Annotated in this window: 16 protein-coding genes; 8 read left to right on the forward strand and 8 right to left on the reverse strand. The window is 67.1% G+C overall.

Features of this window, described 5'->3' with window-relative positions; translation table 11 throughout:
* Positions 1 to 398: 398 nt before the first annotated feature.
* Positions 399 to 707: a hypothetical protein gene (locus DES52_RS09890; protein ID WP_110886661.1), complete on the forward strand. Its 309-nt coding sequence runs from the start codon at positions 399 to 401 to the stop codon at positions 705 to 707.
* Positions 708 to 806: 99 nt separating this feature from the next.
* Here DES52_RS09890 and DES52_RS09895 read toward each other — a convergent pair whose 3' ends face one another.
* From DES52_RS09895 to trpS, 3 genes are all read right to left on the reverse strand, one after another.
* The gene (locus DES52_RS09895; protein WP_110886662.1) at positions 807 to 1,724 is read right to left on the reverse strand and encodes an NADP-dependent oxidoreductase; all 918 of its coding nucleotides are present in this window, start codon (positions 1,722 to 1,724) and stop codon (positions 807 to 809) included.
* Between the two features lie 88 nt (positions 1,725 to 1,812).
* Positions 1,813 to 2,331, reverse strand: a complete 519-nt coding sequence (locus DES52_RS09900; protein WP_110886663.1) for a GNAT family N-acetyltransferase — start codon at positions 2,329 to 2,331, stop codon at positions 1,813 to 1,815.
* Positions 2,332 to 2,341: 10 nt separating this feature from the next.
* Positions 2,342 to 3,352, reverse strand: a complete 1,011-nt coding sequence (trpS, locus tag DES52_RS09905) for a tryptophan--tRNA ligase (protein WP_110886834.1) — start codon at positions 3,350 to 3,352, stop codon at positions 2,342 to 2,344.
* A gap of 489 nt (positions 3,353 to 3,841) precedes the next feature.
* On the opposite strand from trpS, the gene DES52_RS09910 reads away from it, so the two are divergent.
* Positions 3,842 to 4,504, forward strand: a complete 663-nt coding sequence (locus DES52_RS09910) for an NADPH-dependent F420 reductase (RefSeq protein ID WP_110886664.1) — start codon at positions 3,842 to 3,844, stop codon at positions 4,502 to 4,504.
* A gap of 453 nt (positions 4,505 to 4,957) precedes the next feature.
* Positions 4,958 to 5,836: an N-acetyltransferase gene (locus DES52_RS09920; protein ID WP_110886666.1), complete on the forward strand. Its 879-nt coding sequence runs from the start codon at positions 4,958 to 4,960 to the stop codon at positions 5,834 to 5,836.
* Here DES52_RS09920 and DES52_RS09925 read toward each other — a convergent pair.
* The 4 genes from DES52_RS09925 to DES52_RS23445 form a co-directional block, all read right to left on the reverse strand.
* Complete coding sequence (locus DES52_RS09925) at positions 5,827 to 8,181, reverse strand: tetratricopeptide repeat protein (RefSeq protein WP_425451122.1); 2,355 nt, start codon at positions 8,179 to 8,181, stop codon at positions 5,827 to 5,829. The two genes, DES52_RS09920 and DES52_RS09925, sit on opposite strands and share 10 nt — an antisense overlap.
* Positions 8,075 to 9,202, reverse strand: coding sequence for an AfsR/SARP family transcriptional regulator (locus DES52_RS23435; RefSeq protein ID WP_425451120.1), 1,128 nt, complete (start codon positions 9,200 to 9,202; stop codon positions 8,075 to 8,077). Before DES52_RS23435 ends, DES52_RS09925 begins: the two co-directional genes overlap by 107 nt.
* A gap of 213 nt (positions 9,203 to 9,415) precedes the next feature.
* Positions 9,416 to 10,051, reverse strand: coding sequence for a phosphotransferase-like protein (locus DES52_RS23440; protein ID WP_245900893.1), 636 nt, complete (start codon positions 10,049 to 10,051; stop codon positions 9,416 to 9,418).
* Positions 10,048 to 10,242, reverse strand: coding sequence for a hypothetical protein (locus DES52_RS23445; protein WP_245900895.1), 195 nt, complete (start codon positions 10,240 to 10,242; stop codon positions 10,048 to 10,050). The genes DES52_RS23440 and DES52_RS23445 overlap by 4 nt, the downstream gene beginning before the upstream one ends.
* Positions 10,243 to 10,469: 227 nt before the next feature.
* Here DES52_RS23445 and DES52_RS09940 point away from each other — a divergent pair, with 227 nt between their 5' ends.
* Both DES52_RS09940 and DES52_RS09945 read left to right on the forward strand, forming a co-directional pair.
* A complete protein-coding gene (locus DES52_RS09940; protein ID WP_110886669.1) occupies positions 10,470 to 10,805 on the forward strand; it encodes a hypothetical protein in 336 nt (111 codons plus the stop codon).
* Positions 10,806 to 10,829: 24 nt separating this feature from the next.
* Positions 10,830 to 12,077: a hypothetical protein gene (locus DES52_RS09945; RefSeq protein ID WP_110886670.1), complete on the forward strand. Its 1,248-nt coding sequence runs from the start codon at positions 10,830 to 10,832 to the stop codon at positions 12,075 to 12,077.
* 280 nt (positions 12,078 to 12,357) lie between these two features.
* Here the strand turns inward: DES52_RS09945 and DES52_RS09950 are convergent, their stop codons facing one another.
* Positions 12,358 to 13,104: an SDR family oxidoreductase gene (locus tag DES52_RS09950; protein ID WP_110886671.1), complete on the reverse strand. Its 747-nt coding sequence runs from the start codon at positions 13,102 to 13,104 to the stop codon at positions 12,358 to 12,360.
* A 150-nt stretch (positions 13,105 to 13,254) separates the two neighbouring features.
* Between DES52_RS09950 and DES52_RS09955 the strand changes: the two genes are divergently transcribed.
* The 3 genes from DES52_RS09955 to DES52_RS09965 all read left to right on the forward strand — a co-directional run bounded on the left by DES52_RS09955 (position 13,255) and on the right by DES52_RS09965 (position 16,753).
* Positions 13,255 to 15,156 carry a GAF domain-containing protein gene (locus tag DES52_RS09955; protein ID WP_110886672.1) on the forward strand — a complete coding sequence of 634 codons (1,902 nt, stop codon included), beginning with the start codon at positions 13,255 to 13,257 and terminating at the stop codon, positions 15,154 to 15,156.
* Between the two features lie 368 nt (positions 15,157 to 15,524).
* Entirely contained in the window at positions 15,525 to 16,223 is a 699-nt protein-coding gene (locus tag DES52_RS09960; RefSeq protein WP_110886673.1) for a DUF4388 domain-containing protein, read from the forward strand.
* Positions 16,220 to 16,753, forward strand: a complete 534-nt coding sequence (locus tag DES52_RS09965; RefSeq protein WP_110886674.1) for a GTP-binding protein — start codon at positions 16,220 to 16,222, stop codon at positions 16,751 to 16,753. Before DES52_RS09960 ends, DES52_RS09965 begins: the two co-directional genes overlap by 4 nt.
* Positions 16,754 to 16,844: the final 91 nt, after the last annotated feature.

Raw genomic sequence — 16,844 nt, forward strand, 5'->3', positions numbered from 1 at the left:
GACGGCATGCTGCGCGTGGACGTGATCGCGTACAGCGACGGGTGGCAAGGCAACGGCGTGTACCCGGTGGTGTTGACGTTGAAGAACACGTCCACCGGGCAGAGCGTAGACGTGCAAGCCAACGTCGTCGTCACCAACAACGGGCAATAACACGCGCCAACAGCGACGAGCGGGAACCACTGTAGTTCGCGCTTCCTCGTCCCTGCCGTGAGGAATGAATAACGAGGAAGACGCCCTCACTTTCACGAGTCATCGTCACGTACATCTTTCCAGTGCGAACACCGCGCCGCGCATCACCGACGCCGTTCGCTACGCATGACAGTCGGGTCGAAGTTTCCGTAATCACTGGTGAAGCGACCATCACCACGACGCACTTCGATCCTGCTTGACTGTGTAGGATGCGCTACGAAGTCACCGAGTCGATTTCAGCCCTTTACACGCTCCTGAACGACGTGTGGAAGGAAGCGAGCGCTCGGGATACGACACATCCGGACGCGCTGTTCGAGCTGTGGGAACGACTGGAGGAGTTGCACGAGGGCATCGGGTACTGCGTTGGCCACCTGCTGCACGACGAGGCGGAGGTCGCCGCGCGTCTACGCCAACTCGAAGTGCAAGGACGCGAGGAACTGGCGGCACTTCGAGAAGGCGCGTTGGACGCCCCGCACCGCCCCCCGCTCAAAGACCCGGAACAATACCGCAACGAGTGAGCGCCGCGTGGCCGGTCCAGGTTGGGGTCGGTCGCCGGGTCGGCTGAATCACGGGTCACGAGCGCGTCCCGTTCTCGTCACGAAGGCTCGGGCCTGCATCTACTCGACGTCGAGGACGATCTTGCCGACGGTGCGACCCGACTCGACCGCTCGGTGCGCGTCCGCCATCTTCTCGAGCGAAAGGACTTCGCTGACGTGCGGACGTAACTCCGCGGCGTCCACGCGCGCGGCAAGAAACGCGAGGTCCTCGTTCGAGGGATGCACGAGGAAGCCGATGGCCGTCACGCCGCGGCTCGCCGCGAGTTCCTGCGACGGCTTGCCGACGATCGTCACGAGCGTTCCCCCGGGCTCTAGGACCGCGAACGACCGCGTTTGCGTCTCGCCGCCGACGCAATCGAACACGGCGTCGACGCGCTCGACTTGCTCCTCGAAGGGCCGCGCTCGGTAGTCGATCACCTCGTCTGCGCCGAGCGAACGCACGAAGTCGTGGTTGCGCGTCGACGCCGTGCCGATCACCCGCGCGCCGCGTAACTTCGCGAGTTGCACGGCGAAGTGCCCCACGCCGCCCGCCGCCGCGTGAATCAACACCGTCTGCCCGGCCTGCAAGCGCATGGCGGTGAGTCCTTGCTGCGCCGTGAGGGCCGCGAGGGTCATCGCGGCGGCGTCGCGAAAGCCCAGCGAGGTCGGAACGCGGTGTAAGTGCGAGGCGGGCGCGGCGACGTACTGAGCGTACGCGCGGCCTTCGCTCGGGAAGCGCACCATGCCGAACACCGCGTCGCCGATCTCGAACGCACTCACACCATCGCCGAGCGCTTCGACGGTGCCGCTCACGTCCCAGCCGAGGACGACGGGAAAGGCGCCGAAGGGTCCTTTGCGCCGCCACTTCGTATCGACTGGGTTGACGCTCAGGGCCCGCACTCGCACGAGCACCTCGCCGGGCGCGGGCGACGGGAGCGGCAAGTCTTCGAGCCTAAAGACGTCCGGATCACCGTAGGCGTGTATCGTCATCGCTTTCATCAAAGCCCTCCTTCGAGGCTCGCAGTGTACGCGGACGGGGCGTGACGTTTCGTGTCGCGCTCGACCGTCCTGCCACTCCTGGCGGCGGTCACGTTCGCTGCTCGGCTCCGACGAAGACGCGCAAGGACACCTCCCGGCCTTCCGAGAAGCGCTCGAGATTCGTCGCGACGTGCTTCCACCCACGGCGCTCGTACAAACGAATCGCCGCCGTCGCCGCCTCGTCCACGTCGAGCGTTCCGACGAGGCGGCGCGCTCGCAGGAATTCTTCCGCCGCTTCCATCAACGCGTCACCGACGCCTCGGCCTCGACCGTTCGGTGTGACGAACAGGCGCGTCACCAAACCGAAGTCCTCCGGTGGGCGCTTCGTCCGCTCGCTCGCCGTGCGTACGCAGTTCGACTCGCTCGCGCCACGCCACGACAAGCCGACGTGCCCGACGATCTCGCCGTCCAGCCGAGCCGTCCACGCGGCGACGAGTCCTCTTGGCGAGAGGAAGCCTCGCGGATCGGGCGGGAAGTCGACGGGGTAGCCGTCCGACGCGTGCACGCGGCGAAGGGCGCGGACGAGGGCATGCAAATCCGAGGCGGTGCGGAGCGTGACGGTCGGCATGGCGAGGTCGTCAGTGTACCCGAGCTTCGAAGAAATCCAGGTGCATCGCGCGCTTCACGCTCGCGGCCGTTTCCGACGCGACTTCGCGCCCTTTGCGCGTCCCTTCGCGCACGATCCGCTCCACCTCGTCGAGGTCGCGCCCGAAGCTTCGGCGTCGCTCGCGGATCGGCGTGAGGGTCGCGTCCAGCACCTCCGTGAGGTACCGCTTGACCTTCACGTCTCCCAGGCCGCCCCTTCGGTAGTGCGCTTTCAACTCGGCTACCTTCTGCTTGTCCGAGTCGAAGGCGTCGAGGTACGCGAACACCGGGTTGCCCTCCACGCTTCCGGGAGCTTCGACCGTCAGGTGGTTCGGGTCGGTGTACATGCCTTTCACCTTGCGCGCGACCTCGTCGGCCGAGTCGGACAGGAAGATCGCGTTGCCCGCCGACTTGCTCATCTTCGGGCGGCCATCGAGACCCGGGAGCCTCGGAACGTCACCCACGAGAGCCTTCGGCTCGACCAAGACCGGAGCGTACAGGCGATTGAAGCGCCGCACGATCTCCACCGTCTGCTCGATCATCGGAAGCTGGTCATCTCCGACGGGCACGAGATGCGCGCCGAACGCCGTGATGTCCGCCGCTTGCGACACGGGATACACGAAAAATCCCGCCGGAACCGACTCTCCGAAGCCCTTCTGCACGATTTCCGCTTTCACGGTGGGGTTTTGCCGTAGGTGCGACACCGTCACCAAATTGAGGTAGAAGACGGTGAGTTCGGCGATTTCGGGAATTCGTGATTGCACGACGAAGGTCGCGCTCTGCTGGTCGAGGCCGACGGCGAGGTAGTCGAGGGCGACTTCCAAGACGTTGTCGCGCACTTTGCGAGGATGCTCGAAGTGGTCGGTGAGGGCTTGCACGTCCGCGATGAGAACGAACGTGTCGTACTCGCGCTGCAAGGCCACACGGCTTCTCAAGGAGCCCACGAGGTGCCCGATGTGCAAGGAAGCGGTGGGTCGGTCGCCGGTGAGGATACGTTGCTTCACAAAGCCTCCCAAGGAGAAGGGGACGAAAAGGAAACGCGCCCGAACGGACAGTCCGGGCGCGACGAACAGACACGGCGGCGTCACCCGGGCGAGCCGAGCCACCACCAAGCCGTGAAAAGCGTCATGACGGCAGCGTAGCAAAGCGCTGACGCCCTGAAATCCGCGAAGTCGCGTAGTCCGAGCGTCGAATCGCGCGAACTGTTCGGCGCTCGTAGGGCCATCGGGGTGAGGGGGCGCCCTCGATCTCGGGTGCGGTGCAAGGAAGCAGGGAGGACGGCCCGCCGGGCGCTCGAGCTTCGCGGTTCTCCTCTCGCTCGTGACGCGACGGAGCGCGTGTGGAACGGAATTCGTGGACGTCTCCTTCGCCGAAGGAGACGCGCTGCGCGATCTTCTGTGGGGACGTGAAGCGCGTCGGCACCTTCAGCCACTTCGAGAAGTGACGACGCGTCTGGCTCGCCGTTCGCTTACGCTGATGGACATGGAGTTTGTGTGAACACCAAGATCGGCATTCTCGGCACGGGCATGATGGGCGCCACGCTCGGCAACCGCTTGGCTCGAGCGGGCTTCCAGGTGATGTTCGGCTCCCGCACCCCGGAGAAAGCGGCTGCCCTCGCTCAGACCGTCGGCGCGGACGCTCGCGGAGGAAGCTTGGCGGACGCGGCGGCCTTCGGCGACATCGTCGTTTTGGCCGTGGGCTTCCAGCACGCCCCCGACACGATCGCCGCCGCGGGCGACTTGTCCGGGAAAGTGCTGCTGGACATCACGAGCGCTTGGGACACCAGCCAGCGGCCCGTGCAACTTCAGGTGGGACACACGACCTCGGCGGCCGAGGAACTCGCGCGACTCGTTCCGACCGCGCACGTCGTGAAGTCCCTCAACTTCTTGTACGCCGAAGTGCTGGAGCAACCCGTGTTCGACGGCGTCCCGGCGGACGCTTACTACTGCGGCGACGACGACGAGTCGAAAGCGCGGGTCGCCGAGATGCTTCGCGCCTTGACGCTCGAGCCTCTCGATGCCGGGCCGCTTTCGAGCGCGCGGCTTCTCGAGCCGCTCGGCTTGCTGTGGATGCGTCTGGCGCGCTTTTCCGGAGCGGGACCGCACTCGGCATTCAAGCTGCTGCGGCGCGAGGTGACCGACAAGACGTCGAAGTGACCCGCTCGAGTTCCTGAGAGGCCGCATGCCGACGCGACGCGGAGCCTTCGTCGGACTCGGTCCCCAGCGACTCTCGCTACCACAGAACGCACTCGCCGTCGCCATGACTCTCGGTGGCCGATTGTTCGTCGGCGCGGGCGGGGTCCGTGCCTTCGAGTCCCAGCAGGAACTCCACGGGCACATCGGGACCATCGAGGGGCGGGCAAGACGGACGAACGGCTCGGCGTGTCGCCCCGAGGTTCAAGAGCGTTTCCGTCGACTGCCGAAGCGACGGGAACGTGCTCGCTCGCCACGGCCGTCCCTGCTGCTCGACGATCAACGTCGGGCGCGTCGTCGCACGATCGACCTGGAGAGTCGAGCCCGCCGGGTCCTCTCGTCTTGCGGTGTTCTTGCGGTGCCCGGGTACGCTGTCTTCATTCGAGCCGCGAGACTCGCGGACACGAAAGGAGCGGCATGTCCAACGCATCGACGTCCGATTTCGGTCACCCCTCATGTTCTTCGCGTTCGCAAAGGGACGTCCACGCGATCGCGCAGCGACGAGCCGACGTCTACGCGGCGTTCTTTCGCGGTTACTTGTCGTTTCCGAGTGACGCCCGCGAGCGGCTCGGCGTCGAAGCCATCGAATTTGGAGCGGGCGTGCTGGAACTCGTGCGCTCTTTGCCGTACCCGTCGTTCAACCTCGTGCGGGACTTCGGCGTGACGGCGCCCGCGACGAGCGAAGACATCGACGCGTTGCTTCACGTCGTTCGCGAGGAGAACGTTGTCGGGTGGGGCTTGCCGCTCGATCCTCGCGTGCAACCGGCGAATCTCGCCGAAGCGCTCCGAGCGCGCGGCATCGGGGAAGTCTTTCGCCTCTCGGCGCTCCACGTGTCCGCCGAGGAACTGCGACGTCGAGGCGACGTGACGCGTCCATCCGACCTCGACGTTCGGGAAGTCGAGGAGGCCGACGTGGACCAAGCCGCCGCCTTCGTCGCCGAGCAGTTCGGCATGCCCGGCCCTTTGGGCGACCTCTTGCGGCTCGGGGTTCGACACCTCGGCTGGCGATGCTACGCCGTGCTCGACGAAGGCGAGTTCAGCAGCGTCGGCTTCCTGACGGTGGAAGGTTCGGCCGCCTTGCTGCACTCGACCGTGACGCGGTCCGACGCGCGTGGACGCGGCGGGCAAACCGCGCTCATCGCGCGCCGGATACGCGACGCGCTCGCCCTCGGTTGTGAGGACTTCTTCGTGGACGTGCTCGCCGGACCGGACAACCCGAGCCGCCGCAACCTCGAGCGGATAGGTTTCGAGTCCGCGTACGAAGTCCCCTTGTACATGGCGGAACCTCAATCTTGACGACCCCGCGCCGAGCGATCGCCGAGCGATCGCTCGTGGGCGACGACGCTTTCCAAGTCCGCCGCGCGTCCCAGCGCGAGGGCCGCCTCGAGCAGATCCGAGGCGTCGGCCTGGCCGAGGTGTGCCAACGCGGACTTCGCCCGTCGATGCTGATGCACCCCGGCGGCTCGGCGGGCGAGCACCACGCCGAGCAATCGAACGGCGTCTCCTTCATTTCCGGTGCGGGCATGCACCTCGCCGAGGCCGCGCAATCCGACGAGCAACCACGCCGTGGAGTTCGCCGAGAGCGCTTGCCGGTAAAAGCTCTCGGCGCGCGTGAAGTCGCCGAGTTCGAGCGCCGCGTCGCCGAGCGCCCAAGCGGTGGCGGCCTTGTGGTACAAGTCTTCGTCGAGGGCGTTGAGCGCCTCGCCGCGCTCGAAGGCGCGGCGAGCTTCGTCTATTCGGCCGAGCCGCGCGAGGCAAGCGGCGAGGCCCGCGTACGAGTACGGCAGGACCACGTTGACCTTCTGGAATTCCCGGAGCGACGCCTCTCCGGCCGTCAGGGCGCGCTCGACCTCGTCTTGCTCGAACCACAGCATTCCACGCATCCCGAGGACGTTCGCGTCGACACGCCCGTTCCCGGCACGCTCCGACCATACCGCCCACTCGTCCAACAGGCGGAGCGCCTCGGCGTAATCGCCGAGGCGGGCGCACGTGTACGTCAAGCTCACGAGCGACGCGAGAATCGGCCCGGTCTCGCCGAGTTCGAGGCGTCGGCGCAAGACGTCCTCCTCGATGTCCCGCCCGGCTTGCGGATCGTCGTGCCCGAAGGTCACGACCGACGCGAGTCGAGCGCGCGCCTCGAGCGCGAGCGCTTCTTCTCCCGCGCTTCGCGCTTCGCGTTCGGCTTCGTGCAGCCAACGCTCGGCCTGCGTCCAGTCGCGGCGTTCCACGGCCAGCCGACCGAGCGTCCCGAGGGCGCGGGCGCTCGTCTTGGCGTCGCCCGACGCCCGCGCCGCGTCGAGCGACGCTCGGGCCGCCTCACCCGCCTGCGTGTGGTGTCCTTGGCTGGCGAGAGACGCCGCGAGCGCTCCGAGCGCGAAGGCCTCCTCGGACGTGGCCGCGCTGTTTCGCGCGTCGCGGGCCGCGCGACGCCAGCGATCTTGCAACGCTCCGAGTTGGTGCCCGTCGCGCAGGTACAACGTGAACTCGATGCGTGTCAGCAGGGCGCGTCGCCGTTCGAGTGCGACTGGAACTCGGCGCTGCGTGACTTCGAGCGCCCGCTCGAAGTCACGCAGCGCCTCGTCGAACGCCCCGACGTTGAGGGCATGAACGCCCGCGCGCTCCAAGTGCACGGCGGCCACCTCGTGCGCTCCCGACGCGAGGGCGTGATGCGCGAGCGCGGCGGGTGAAGCGCCCGCGCGTTCCAACACCGCCAGTGCCCGCTTGTGCAGCAATGCGCGCCGCGGTCCGCCCAAAAGTTCGCTCACCGTTTCGCGCACGCGGTCGTGCGACAGCGTGAGGCGTCCGTCCGCCGTTTCGTGCAGCAAGCCCGCGTGGGTCAACGCTTCGAAGCCGTCGAGCGCCTCGAGTTCGCCGAGGTCGGCGACGGCGCGCAGGACCTCGAACTCGGCCGCCGTCGCGAGCGTGGCGCTCGCCTGAGCGAGCGCCACGGCGGACGACGACAAGCGGGCGAGCCGCGAGCCGATCACGGCCCGCACGCCCGCCGCGCCCGCCCTCAATCCCTCGACGATTCGCGCCGCGTCGAGAACCATTCCCTCGTCGTCGTGCGAGATCGCGCCTCGTTCGAGCAGCCCTTTGAGAGTTTCGACGAGGTACAACGGGTGACCCAGCGTTTCCGCGAACAACTGCTCGCCCAGCGCTTCGACGTCCGCGCGCGCTTCGCGTCCCGCGACGGCTTCGAGGAGCCGTTTCGTGTCGTGCCGATCGAGCGGTTCGAGATCGAGGCGGCTGGTCGCGAGCTCCCGACCGACGTCCGAGCTGAACGCTGCCAGGAGAGACGCTTCCGCCATCCCCTCGGCGCGGGCCGTCAAGAGGATGAGCACTTTCGCGTTGGAAGCGGCGACGTGAACGCAAAGGCGCCTCAAGGTCTGCAAGGTGCTCGCGTCCGCCCATTGCGCGTCGTCGAGAAAAAGCACGAGGGGTGCGCGCGCTTCGGGAGAATCGGGCGCGAGGGCGAGCAGGGCCCGCGCCAACACGCCCACCAACTGCTGCGGCTCGAGCGGCTTCGCGTCGCGCTCACGCTCGGTGTCTGCCCACTCGGGCAGCATGCGCGCGAGTTCGGAACTCTCGGTGAACGACAAGGTCCGCGTCACCTCTTCGCGCTTCACGTCTCGGCGCAACATGTCCACGAGCGGCTCGAAGGCGGGCGTGCTCGCTTCGAACGCGCGTGCGCGCAGCACGCGCGCCGTCCTCGGCCGCTCTGCCGGAAAAAGCGTGGGCGAGCCGGGTCTTGCCGATGCCGGGCTCACCGACGATCCACGCGACGCTCGGCTTGCCGCGCGCCGCGTCCTCGTATGCCCGCATGAGGAGCGCGAACGCCGCCGATCGTCCGACGAGCGGCGTATCACGCGAAACGCTCGTCAAGTCCAAGGGTGCGCTTCGCGCCGTTCCGAGCGGCGCGTCGAGCAGACGCGGTTCCAGGGCGAGCGTTTCCGGTGCGGGCGTCACGCCGAGCTCGCTTCGCAACGTCGAGCGGCACGCCTCGAACGCTTCTTTGGCGAGGGCCCGCTGTCCCGCGGCGAGGCGTGCAAGAACGAGGCGGCGCCACGCCGCCTCGTTGAAACGGTCGAGCGTTAACCAGCGTCCGGCCGTTTCCGCGGCGCGTGCGGGCTCGCGCTCGAGTTGCCGCTCGCTGAGTCGGTCGAACACGAAGTCGGCGGCGGCACGAACGGCGCCGCGCCGCTCGGAAAGCCACGCGTCGAAGTCCGACGCAGCGCTCGCGCCACTACCGCTCGTTTCGAAACCGTCGAGCAACTCGCCTCGCCACGACGTCACTGCTCGCTCCAAGTGCGCGACCTCCTCGCTTGAAAGGCGCGCTTCGGCCGCCACCCGTTCGAGTTCCCCCACGTCGCACTCGCCGAGCAAAACGTCGAAGGACACGGTCGAGCGCGTCGCGGACAGGCGAGGCTGCGCTTCGCCGAGGGCCGCGCGCAAGTACGCGAGGGTGTTGCGCAAGCTGGCCCGAGCGGCTTCGGGGTCCACGTCGGGCCACAGCAATCCCGCGAGCTTCTCGCGCGGATGCGCGCCCGGCTCGAGCAGCAAGTACGCGGCGAGCGCGAGCGTCTTGCGCGTCTTGAACACGAGCGGTCGGCCCTCGACGCGCAGATCGGGCGCGCCGAGCAGACGCACGGACAAGTCGGACATGTCGTGCTCGAATGGTACCATCCGTGCCGAGGGCCCCGCGCCGCGCCTGAGCTTGTCCGAGCGTCGGCGCGCTTCACTCGCGAGGTTCGGGCGACCCGTCACCACGCGCTTCCACCCTCGCCGATCTTCGTCGCCGCCAAAGCGCTCGTGGACGGAAGCGGCACGTTTCGACGTCGCAAGGCGAGGGCTTCGATTCGCTTCAGGACGGAGCGGTCACCGCGTTTCGCCTGCCGCTTCGAGTTGGGCGGGGCCCAGCCGTCCCCGCGAGCGCTCGATGACTTGACGCGCCGCGTCCTCGGGCGTGCCGAGGGACGGGTCGAGTTCCACGTCGAACGAGCCGTGGGCATGCACCGCGTCGTACGCGAGGCGGGCGAGGCCGGTCGGTCTTCCCGCTTTGGTCGCGTCCCGCTCGGCTTCCCAGCGCTCGCTGACTTCGAGCGGGGGCTTGAGCGCGACGAGCAGCGGACGGTACGGCCTCCACAACCGCATGGCGTGCTCGAACCACGCCGCTTCCATGAACAGCGCGTCCACGATGACGTTGTGCCCCTGCTCGAGCAGCGAGGCGACCATGTGGTGCAGTCCGCTCACCGAACGCTGCCCGACCGGACCGACGCCGATGCCGACGGCCACCGTGGGATTCTCGGGATCGAGGTCGTACCACACCCCGTCACGCTCGTTCGCTTGAACAGGGCCGTACCGCCACGGTCCCATCATCCAAGCGCGGTCGTAGCCCAACAGCCAGTACGGCTCGTCGAGCAGGTGCTGCAAGGCGGCGCACAACGAGGACTTCCCGGCGCTGGACGTGCCGTTGACGACGATCAAACGGCCCGACGTTCGAGGCGCCGTCACGCGCTTTCTCCCTGCAGGACGCCGGGCGGCCGAGAAAGTTCGTGGGCCCCGCTCTCCGTGGCGGGGCCGAGCGTGACCGACGCGGCGCGAGGCGTTGAAGGCCCCTTGGCGAACACGGGGTGGTCGGGCCGCGGGCGGAGAGCGAGGTGACGGGTGGCTGCGGGCGTGAACGCGGTCTTCGGTATGGTCATGAATCCTCCTCAGAAGGCAACCGGGAAACGGGAACCGAGGCACACCGTACGCGCCTCGCGTAAGACGAGCGCAAGACGACGCGTCGAACGGGCGAGGGCCGCGCTGTGACGCTCGGTGCGCGCCGCCATGACGCTGCTGTTGCGCCACGCTCGTACGATCATGGCGTTTCGACCTCGAAGCTCGCTCCGCCCCTCGACGCCCTCGCTCCAGCTCCCAAGGAGTGCTCATGACCACCTCGCCTCGTCACGTCGCATCCGAAACCGACCTTTCCACGGCCTTCTTCGACGATCTGTTCGAGCATGCCCTCGTCGATCCGGACCTCTCGCACCGCGAGAAGACGTCGCACTACACGCTCGGCACCGTCAACGAGAGATCTCGAAGTGGCGGTGCGCCCCGCCGACTTCTCACTTCCACGCTCCCGTGCCCTCCAACGCTCTGCGCGCCCTCGGGCGCTCGGCGGGGCGATCGTGGCGGTCGTCGTCGTGCGTTCCGGCTTGGCGACGCCGGACGCGTCATCGCGTTGCCATCGTGTCGGTCGTACAACATGATCGTGGCGGCGTGACTCTCGCCGCCTCGAAGGAGCTTTATGACATCCCCGCGCTTTCGTTGGCTGCTCGGCCTCCTCCTGCTCGTCGGCTGTGGCGCTCCGCCCGTGAGCCCGCCTCAGGCATTCGAACTTCGTCCTGCACAGCGTTACGTCGAAGCGTATCCGTACGGAAGTTCCACCCTCGGCTTGAGCGTGCAGGGCGGCGATCCCGGCGACCCGGTCGAACTGCACGCGCGAGGCTTGCCGACCGGGATGACCATGCGCGCCGACTCGGAGCAGTTGACCTTCGTGAGCACGGCCCTGGAACCAGGGGCCTTCGACGTGACCCTCGTCGGAGTGAGCCGCGCTTTCGTGCGAGAGGTGCCCTTGCGGGTGTTCGTGCCCACCAGAGGGCCCCTCGTGCAAGAAGGGGAGCGACGCGTCGACGTGACGGTCAAGTCGGAGTTCGAGAACGCGGTGAGCGTGCAGGTCTCGCCGACGGGCGCCCAGGGAAGCGTCACGGCGTCGGACGGAACCCGGTACACGGTCACGCTGCCGCTCGGCGCCGTTCACGAAAGCACGGTCATCCGACTCACGCCCGTCACGGGGGTGGACTGGGCGGGCTTCACCACCGCTCGCGGCGTGAGGATCGACCCGGACACGTTGCAACTGTGGCGCGCGGCTCGCGTGGACGTGTCCTTTCCCGGCAAGCCCAACGGTAGCGGCGTGTTTCGAGCGTTCGGGGCGGACGTGAACGGCGAGCACTTGTTCTTGCGTGACGTGGTGGTCCGCGATCTTCAAGCGTCGTTCGTCCTGTCACGCGCAGGAATCGGCGGAGTCGGCTGGGTCACCATCGACGCCTTGGCGGAGCCGCCCTTGCCGCGTCGCCCCGAAGACCGCCGCTCCGAGCGGCTTGCTCGTTTCAGCACCCCGAACGAGGCGCGAATCACGGAATTGACGTACGACGCCACCTTGTCCGGTCGCCTGCCGCGCTCGGGCGTGGACGAGCGCGTCGTGAGCGAACTGCTGCGCGAAGTGGCGCTTTGGAGCGCGGATGTCCGCGAAGGTCGCTGGGCGGCATCCTTCGCGGGAAACGTCGGGTTGAAGTGGGCGCAACTCGCGGAGGTCGCCGTCGGGCACGCGGCTCGGTACCGAGCGTCGTGCGGTGGGGCGGGCGAGGAGGGGGAAGCGTTGCGAGCGGAGATTGCGCGTTGGCATCGTGCGGCCTCCTTCCTGCCGGAGTGGGCGGACGCTCTCGGCGCGGAGGGAGTTCGCGAGCTCGACGACGCCCTCGAAGCTTGCCGCTGAAGCCCTAGCTTCAGCGGCACTTGCTGCGCGGCGAGTACGGCCTCTTCCTGCTTTACCATTCACGGATGGTGCTGTTCGGCGGCCACTTGGCGCGGGTGACTTCGAGAAAGCTGTTCGTGGCATTCACCCTCGTTCGCTGGATGTCCTGCGTCCGAACGAAGCGCGCACCCTGCGCACGAGCAGTAAGCCGTTCCTACCGCCGCCGAGCTTCCTCCGGTGCGCAACGGATCGCCTCGACTGCAGAGGTGTTTCCCGTGAAGGCCTCGCGGCGGCGTCTTCCTCAGCGTCCGCCGCTGACGTCCACGAAGGTTCCCGTCACGTACGACGCTTCGTCGGACAGCAGCCACACGATCGCCGCCGCGACTTCCTCGGGACTGCCGCCCCGCTTCATCGGCACGCTTCCCGCCAGGCGCGTCACGCGCCCCGGCTCTCCACCGAGGGCGTGAATGTCCGTCTCGATGAGGCCCGGTCGCACGCCGTTCACGCGAATGCCTTCCGCCGCCACTTCCCGCGCGAGGCCGACCGTGAGGGTGTCCACCGCGCCCTTCGACGCCGCGTAGTCCACGTACTCGCCCGCCGATCCCAGCACGGCCGCGCGGGACGACACGTTCACGATGGCGCCGCCCGCCCCGCCGTACCGCGTGGACAGGCGCCGCACGGCTTCTCGCGCGCACAGGAAGCTGCCCACGACGTTCGTGGCGAACACGCGCGTGAGGCGCGCCGAGTCGAGTTCGTCCACTCGCGCTTGCCGCTCGAGGATGCCCGCGTTGTTCACGAGGGCCGTGATGTTGCCGAGGCGGCGCTCGACGTCCTCGAAGAGGCGTGCGACGTCGGCCTCGACGCTGACGTCGCCTTGCACGGTCACGGCCCGCCCTCCGGCCCGCACGATGTTCCCGGCGACCTGCTCGGCGGCGTGCTCGTCACGTTGGTAGTTCACGGCGACCGTCCAACCTCGCAGGGCGGCGAGGCGCGCGGTGGCCGCGCCGATGCCTCGACTGCCGCCGGTGATGATCACGATTTTCGACACGTCCCGAGTGTAGGACGCTTCGCGCTCGAATCATCAAGTCCGGGCGGGCCGGACGATTTGTGGTCGTCGCTGCAAAGCGAGGTTCGCGCCGCGTGGAGCGCCAAGGGCAGTCAGGCAATCAAGATAAACACAAGATAAGATGGTCGACATATGGTCGCAATGCTCGCGAGTCGAACATCACAGGAAGAGGCGAGGCTTGCTGCCCTGAGACGCTACGACATCATCGGCTCCCTCCCCGAACACGCGTTCGACCGTCTCGCTCATCTCGCCGCGCGAATTTTGGATACGCCCATCGCCCTCGTTTCGCTCGTCGTCGAGGATCGGCAGTGGTTCAAAGCGTGCGTCGGACTCGACATTCGCGAGACGGAGCGTGTCTTGTCCTTTTGCGCTCATGCCATAAGTCAAGACGACGTCTTCGTCGTGAACGACGCGTCGCTCGATCCGCGCTTCGAGCACAACGCCTTGGTCACGGACGAGCCGAACATTCGCTTTTACGCGGGGGCGCCACTCGTCACTCCGGAAGGCTTCAAGCTCGGGACGTTGTGCGTCATCGACGTCTCGCCACGAGCGACGTTCGGCGAGAAGGAGCGCGAGACGCTGCGAGACCTCGCGGCGATCGTCGTCGACGAAATGGAGTTGCGCGCCGTGAAACTGCAAATTCAAGAGGAAGCGCGTGAAAAAACGCGGTTGCTGGAGGAACTGCAGGAAAGCGCGGGCGTGCAAGCCGCGTTGTTGGGCGTGTCGAACTTGATGCAGTCGGACTTGCCCCCGACGGACGTCGTGATGCGCGCCCTCGAACTCGTTTCGCGCGCCGCCGACGTCGATTGGTGCAGCTTGGTGGCCATACGGGACGAGGAGGCGTGGATGGAGGCCGTGTGGACGCGCGATCCTTCCGGAAACGACGTGACGCGCAGCCTTCCGTCGAAGTTGCGGCGCGGTCGAGGCGTGATGTGGGACGTCGTCGCGAACGGGCAGGCTCGGTACGCGTCGTCGTACGAACAAGAAGCGCACGCGTCGTCGGCGATGTCGGCGGCGGGAATGAAGTCGGCGGCGTGGTTGCCGCTCGGGCAGTACGACGGCACGTCGTACATCGTGATGTACGGTCGGCTGCATCGGGAACGACCTTGGACGGAACGTGACCGACAACTGTTGGAAGCGGCGGCGGGATCGGTTCGGCGCGCGATGGAGTTTCGCGAGCGGACGCGCCGCATGCAGGACGCGGCCCTCACGGACGCTTTGACGCGTCTGGGCAACCGCCGAGCGTTCAACGAGGCGATGAGCGCGCGTGGAAGCGGTTCGGCCGTGCGTGTCCTCGCGATCGACTTGGACGGCGTGAAAGAGGTGAACGAAACGCTCGGCCCGGCCGCGGGCGACGCGTTGCTGCGCGTGTTCGCCGTGGCGTTGGCCGAGCATCTTCCGGCCAATACCACGGCGTATCGTCTCGATAGCGCCCGGTTCATGGTGCTTTTCGAAGGGGGCGCTTCCGTCGCTACCCTCAAGCTCGCGCGCTCCGTGGCCGCCGAACACGTCGAACAAGCCTTGGGAATCGCTCGCTCGGTGGGATTCGAGCGCATCACGGCTTGGTGCGGCGTGGGGTCCTGGCCCGAGGAAGCGCCGACGTTGCATGACGCTGTTCGCTTGGCCGAGATTCGCCTGTACGAGGATAAGCGCTCGAAGGCCCGAGGTGCCTCTCCGTCCGCGCCGAGTCTCGGCGCGTCTCCGAAAGCCGGGACTTCGAACGGGTCGGTGAGCGTCAACGGTGTGACCGTGAACGTGCTGACGCGCACGGTGCAGTTCGGCACGAAGAGCGTGGCCTTGCGTCCGAAGGAGGTGGTGTTGCTCGCGACCCTGGCTTCTGCCCCCGATCAAGTGGTGTCCCACGAGGAATTGCAAGAGGCCTTGGGCGGCCCGAGCGTGGACGTCAGCAACGCCTTGACGATGCACGTGATGAACGTGCGCCGGAAGTTGTCGCAGTTGGCCGCGCCCGTGAAGATTCGCGCGGTACGAGGCTCGGGCTACTCGCTGCAGACCGAGGTCGACGAGGCGCCTTGACGCATGTGTGAGCGAGGGGCAAAGGGAAGGGAGGCCGTCACGCGGAGACGGCCTCCCTTCCCTTTGTCGTGCGGTTCGAGCCCTGAGGCCGCGTGAATGGGAAGCCGTATGGGTGCGAGAGCCTGTCGCCTTCCGTCTTTCTAGGGCGCCGTGGAAGCAGGGATCGAGGTTCGGCGTCTCGGTTCGCTCGAGGAACATTTTGCTTTCCGACGAGCGATAGGGGAGAAGGCGTTGCTTTGTCTACCCTGTCACCTCATGGAGCCTTTATCTTTTCTTTGTAAGATCTTTGTAAGAAGAAAATAGATACAAAGTAAAGCGAAGATAAACGAGGGCTTAGGTGCCGTTGATGCGGCCCGGAAAGGACGAAGATGGCGATTTTCGGAAATCTGGACGAGTTGCCTTTTCCCGACGTCATCGGCATGCTGGGACGCCGCAGCGGCCACCTCAACATCACCACGACCGCCGCCGTGACCTTACACATCGACGACGGCCATCTGCTCGCGCTCTACCTTGGACCGCAAGCGATTCACGACGCCGGCCGTGTACGAGAAGTCATCTTGGAGCTCACACGCGCCGAACGAGGCTCCTTCGAGTTCAAGCGCATCCAACCCAACGACCTCGTTCAACACCACCACCTCGCCCTCAACAAGCTCCTGCTGTCCATCACGGCCGTTCTCGACGAGCTCGCTCACTACCGCACCATGCTTCCCGCGCCCGAAACGCGCTTTCAGCAAGTCAGAGACGCTCCCGAAGACCTGGACGCCTCGCTGAAGGACTTTCTCGACGCGGCCGCCCCTTCCTTGCTGCTCGGAGCGAGCGCCGCCGAACTCGCCCCCAGGCAGGGCCTGCACCTCGAACGCGCCCAACTCTACCTCTACAAACTTCGCGCGCTCGGCCTCCTCACTCCCGTCCGCGCCTACCCGGCTCGGCCGACGGCTCAACGCAAGGCAGACAGACCCACCGTCACGCCTCCCGCTCCTCCTTCGACGGTTCTCGAGCCGAGCGAACCGCGCGGCTTGATCGGGCGCCTGCTCGCCGCTTTACACCTCCGGCGGAAGGTCGCATGACCCGCCCGCTCAAAATCGTCGTGAGCGGCCCCGTCGGCGCCGGCAAGACCACCTTCATCCGCACGCTCAGCGAAACACCCGTCCTCGACACCGAAGCCGAACCCAGCGAAGACATCGGCAAAGCCACCACCACCGTCGCCTTCGACTTCGGCACCATGCACCTCGACGACCTGCCCGTCCATTTGTACGGCACGCCCGGCCAAGACCGCTTCGACTTCATGTGGGACATCCTCTGCCAAGGCGCCCTCGGCCTCGTCATGCTCGTCGCCGGCGACCGACCCGGCGACTTCCCCAAAGCGCGCAGCATCTTCGAGTTCGTCACGAGCCGACACCCCGTGCCGTTCATCATCGGCGTCACCCGCCAAGACCTCGAACGCGTCTGGGAACCCGAGGACGTCGCCGACTACTTCGAACTGCCCACCTCGCACGTCGTCGGCCTCAACGCCACCGACGCCGAGCAAAGCACCCTCACGTTGGTGCGCATGCTCGAACTCATCCAAGACATCACCCCCATCCGGAGGACCGCATGAGCAAGCAAGAGCAACTTCAAGCCGTGATCGACCAACTGCGCGTCGCCCTGCCCGACCTCAAAGGCGCCATGATCGCCTCCACCGACGGCCT

This window comes from Deinococcus yavapaiensis KR-236 (assembly GCF_003217515.1).
Classification (GTDB): domain Bacteria; phylum Deinococcota; class Deinococci; order Deinococcales; family Deinococcaceae; genus Deinococcus_A; species Deinococcus_A yavapaiensis.

Excerpts from the sequence above, each read along its gene's own strand:
- DES52_RS09940 (WP_110886669.1), top strand. The coding sequence starts at position 10,470 with ATGACCACCTCGCCTCGTCACGTCGCATCCGAAACCGACCTTTCCACG.
- DES52_RS23435 (WP_425451120.1), bottom strand. The coding sequence starts at position 9,202 with ATGTCCGACTTGTCCGTGCGTCTGCTCGGCGCGCCCGATCTGCGCGTC.
- DES52_RS09960 (WP_110886673.1), top strand. The coding sequence starts at position 15,525 with ATGGCGATTTTCGGAAATCTGGACGAGTTGCCTTTTCCCGACGTCATC.
- DES52_RS09925 (WP_425451122.1), bottom strand. The coding sequence starts at position 8,181 with ATGTTGCGCCGAGACGTGAAGCGCGAAGAGGTGACGCGGACCTTGTCG.
- DES52_RS09965 (WP_110886674.1), top strand. The coding sequence starts at position 16,220 with ATGACCCGCCCGCTCAAAATCGTCGTGAGCGGCCCCGTCGGCGCCGGC.
- DES52_RS09900 (WP_110886663.1), bottom strand. The coding sequence starts at position 2,331 with ATGCCGACCGTCACGCTCCGCACCGCCTCGGATTTGCATGCCCTCGTC.
- DES52_RS09895 (WP_110886662.1), bottom strand. The coding sequence starts at position 1,724 with ATGAAAGCGATGACGATACACGCCTACGGTGATCCGGACGTCTTTAGG.
- DES52_RS09920 (WP_110886666.1), top strand. The coding sequence starts at position 4,958 with ATGTCCAACGCATCGACGTCCGATTTCGGTCACCCCTCATGTTCTTCG.
- DES52_RS23445 (WP_245900895.1), bottom strand. The coding sequence starts at position 10,242 with ATGACCATACCGAAGACCGCGTTCACGCCCGCAGCCACCCGTCACCTC.
- DES52_RS09955 (WP_110886672.1), top strand. The coding sequence starts at position 13,255 with ATGGTCGCAATGCTCGCGAGTCGAACATCACAGGAAGAGGCGAGGCTT.
- DES52_RS09945 (WP_110886670.1), top strand. The coding sequence starts at position 10,830 with ATGACATCCCCGCGCTTTCGTTGGCTGCTCGGCCTCCTCCTGCTCGTC.
- DES52_RS09890 (WP_110886661.1), top strand. The coding sequence starts at position 399 with ATGCGCTACGAAGTCACCGAGTCGATTTCAGCCCTTTACACGCTCCTG.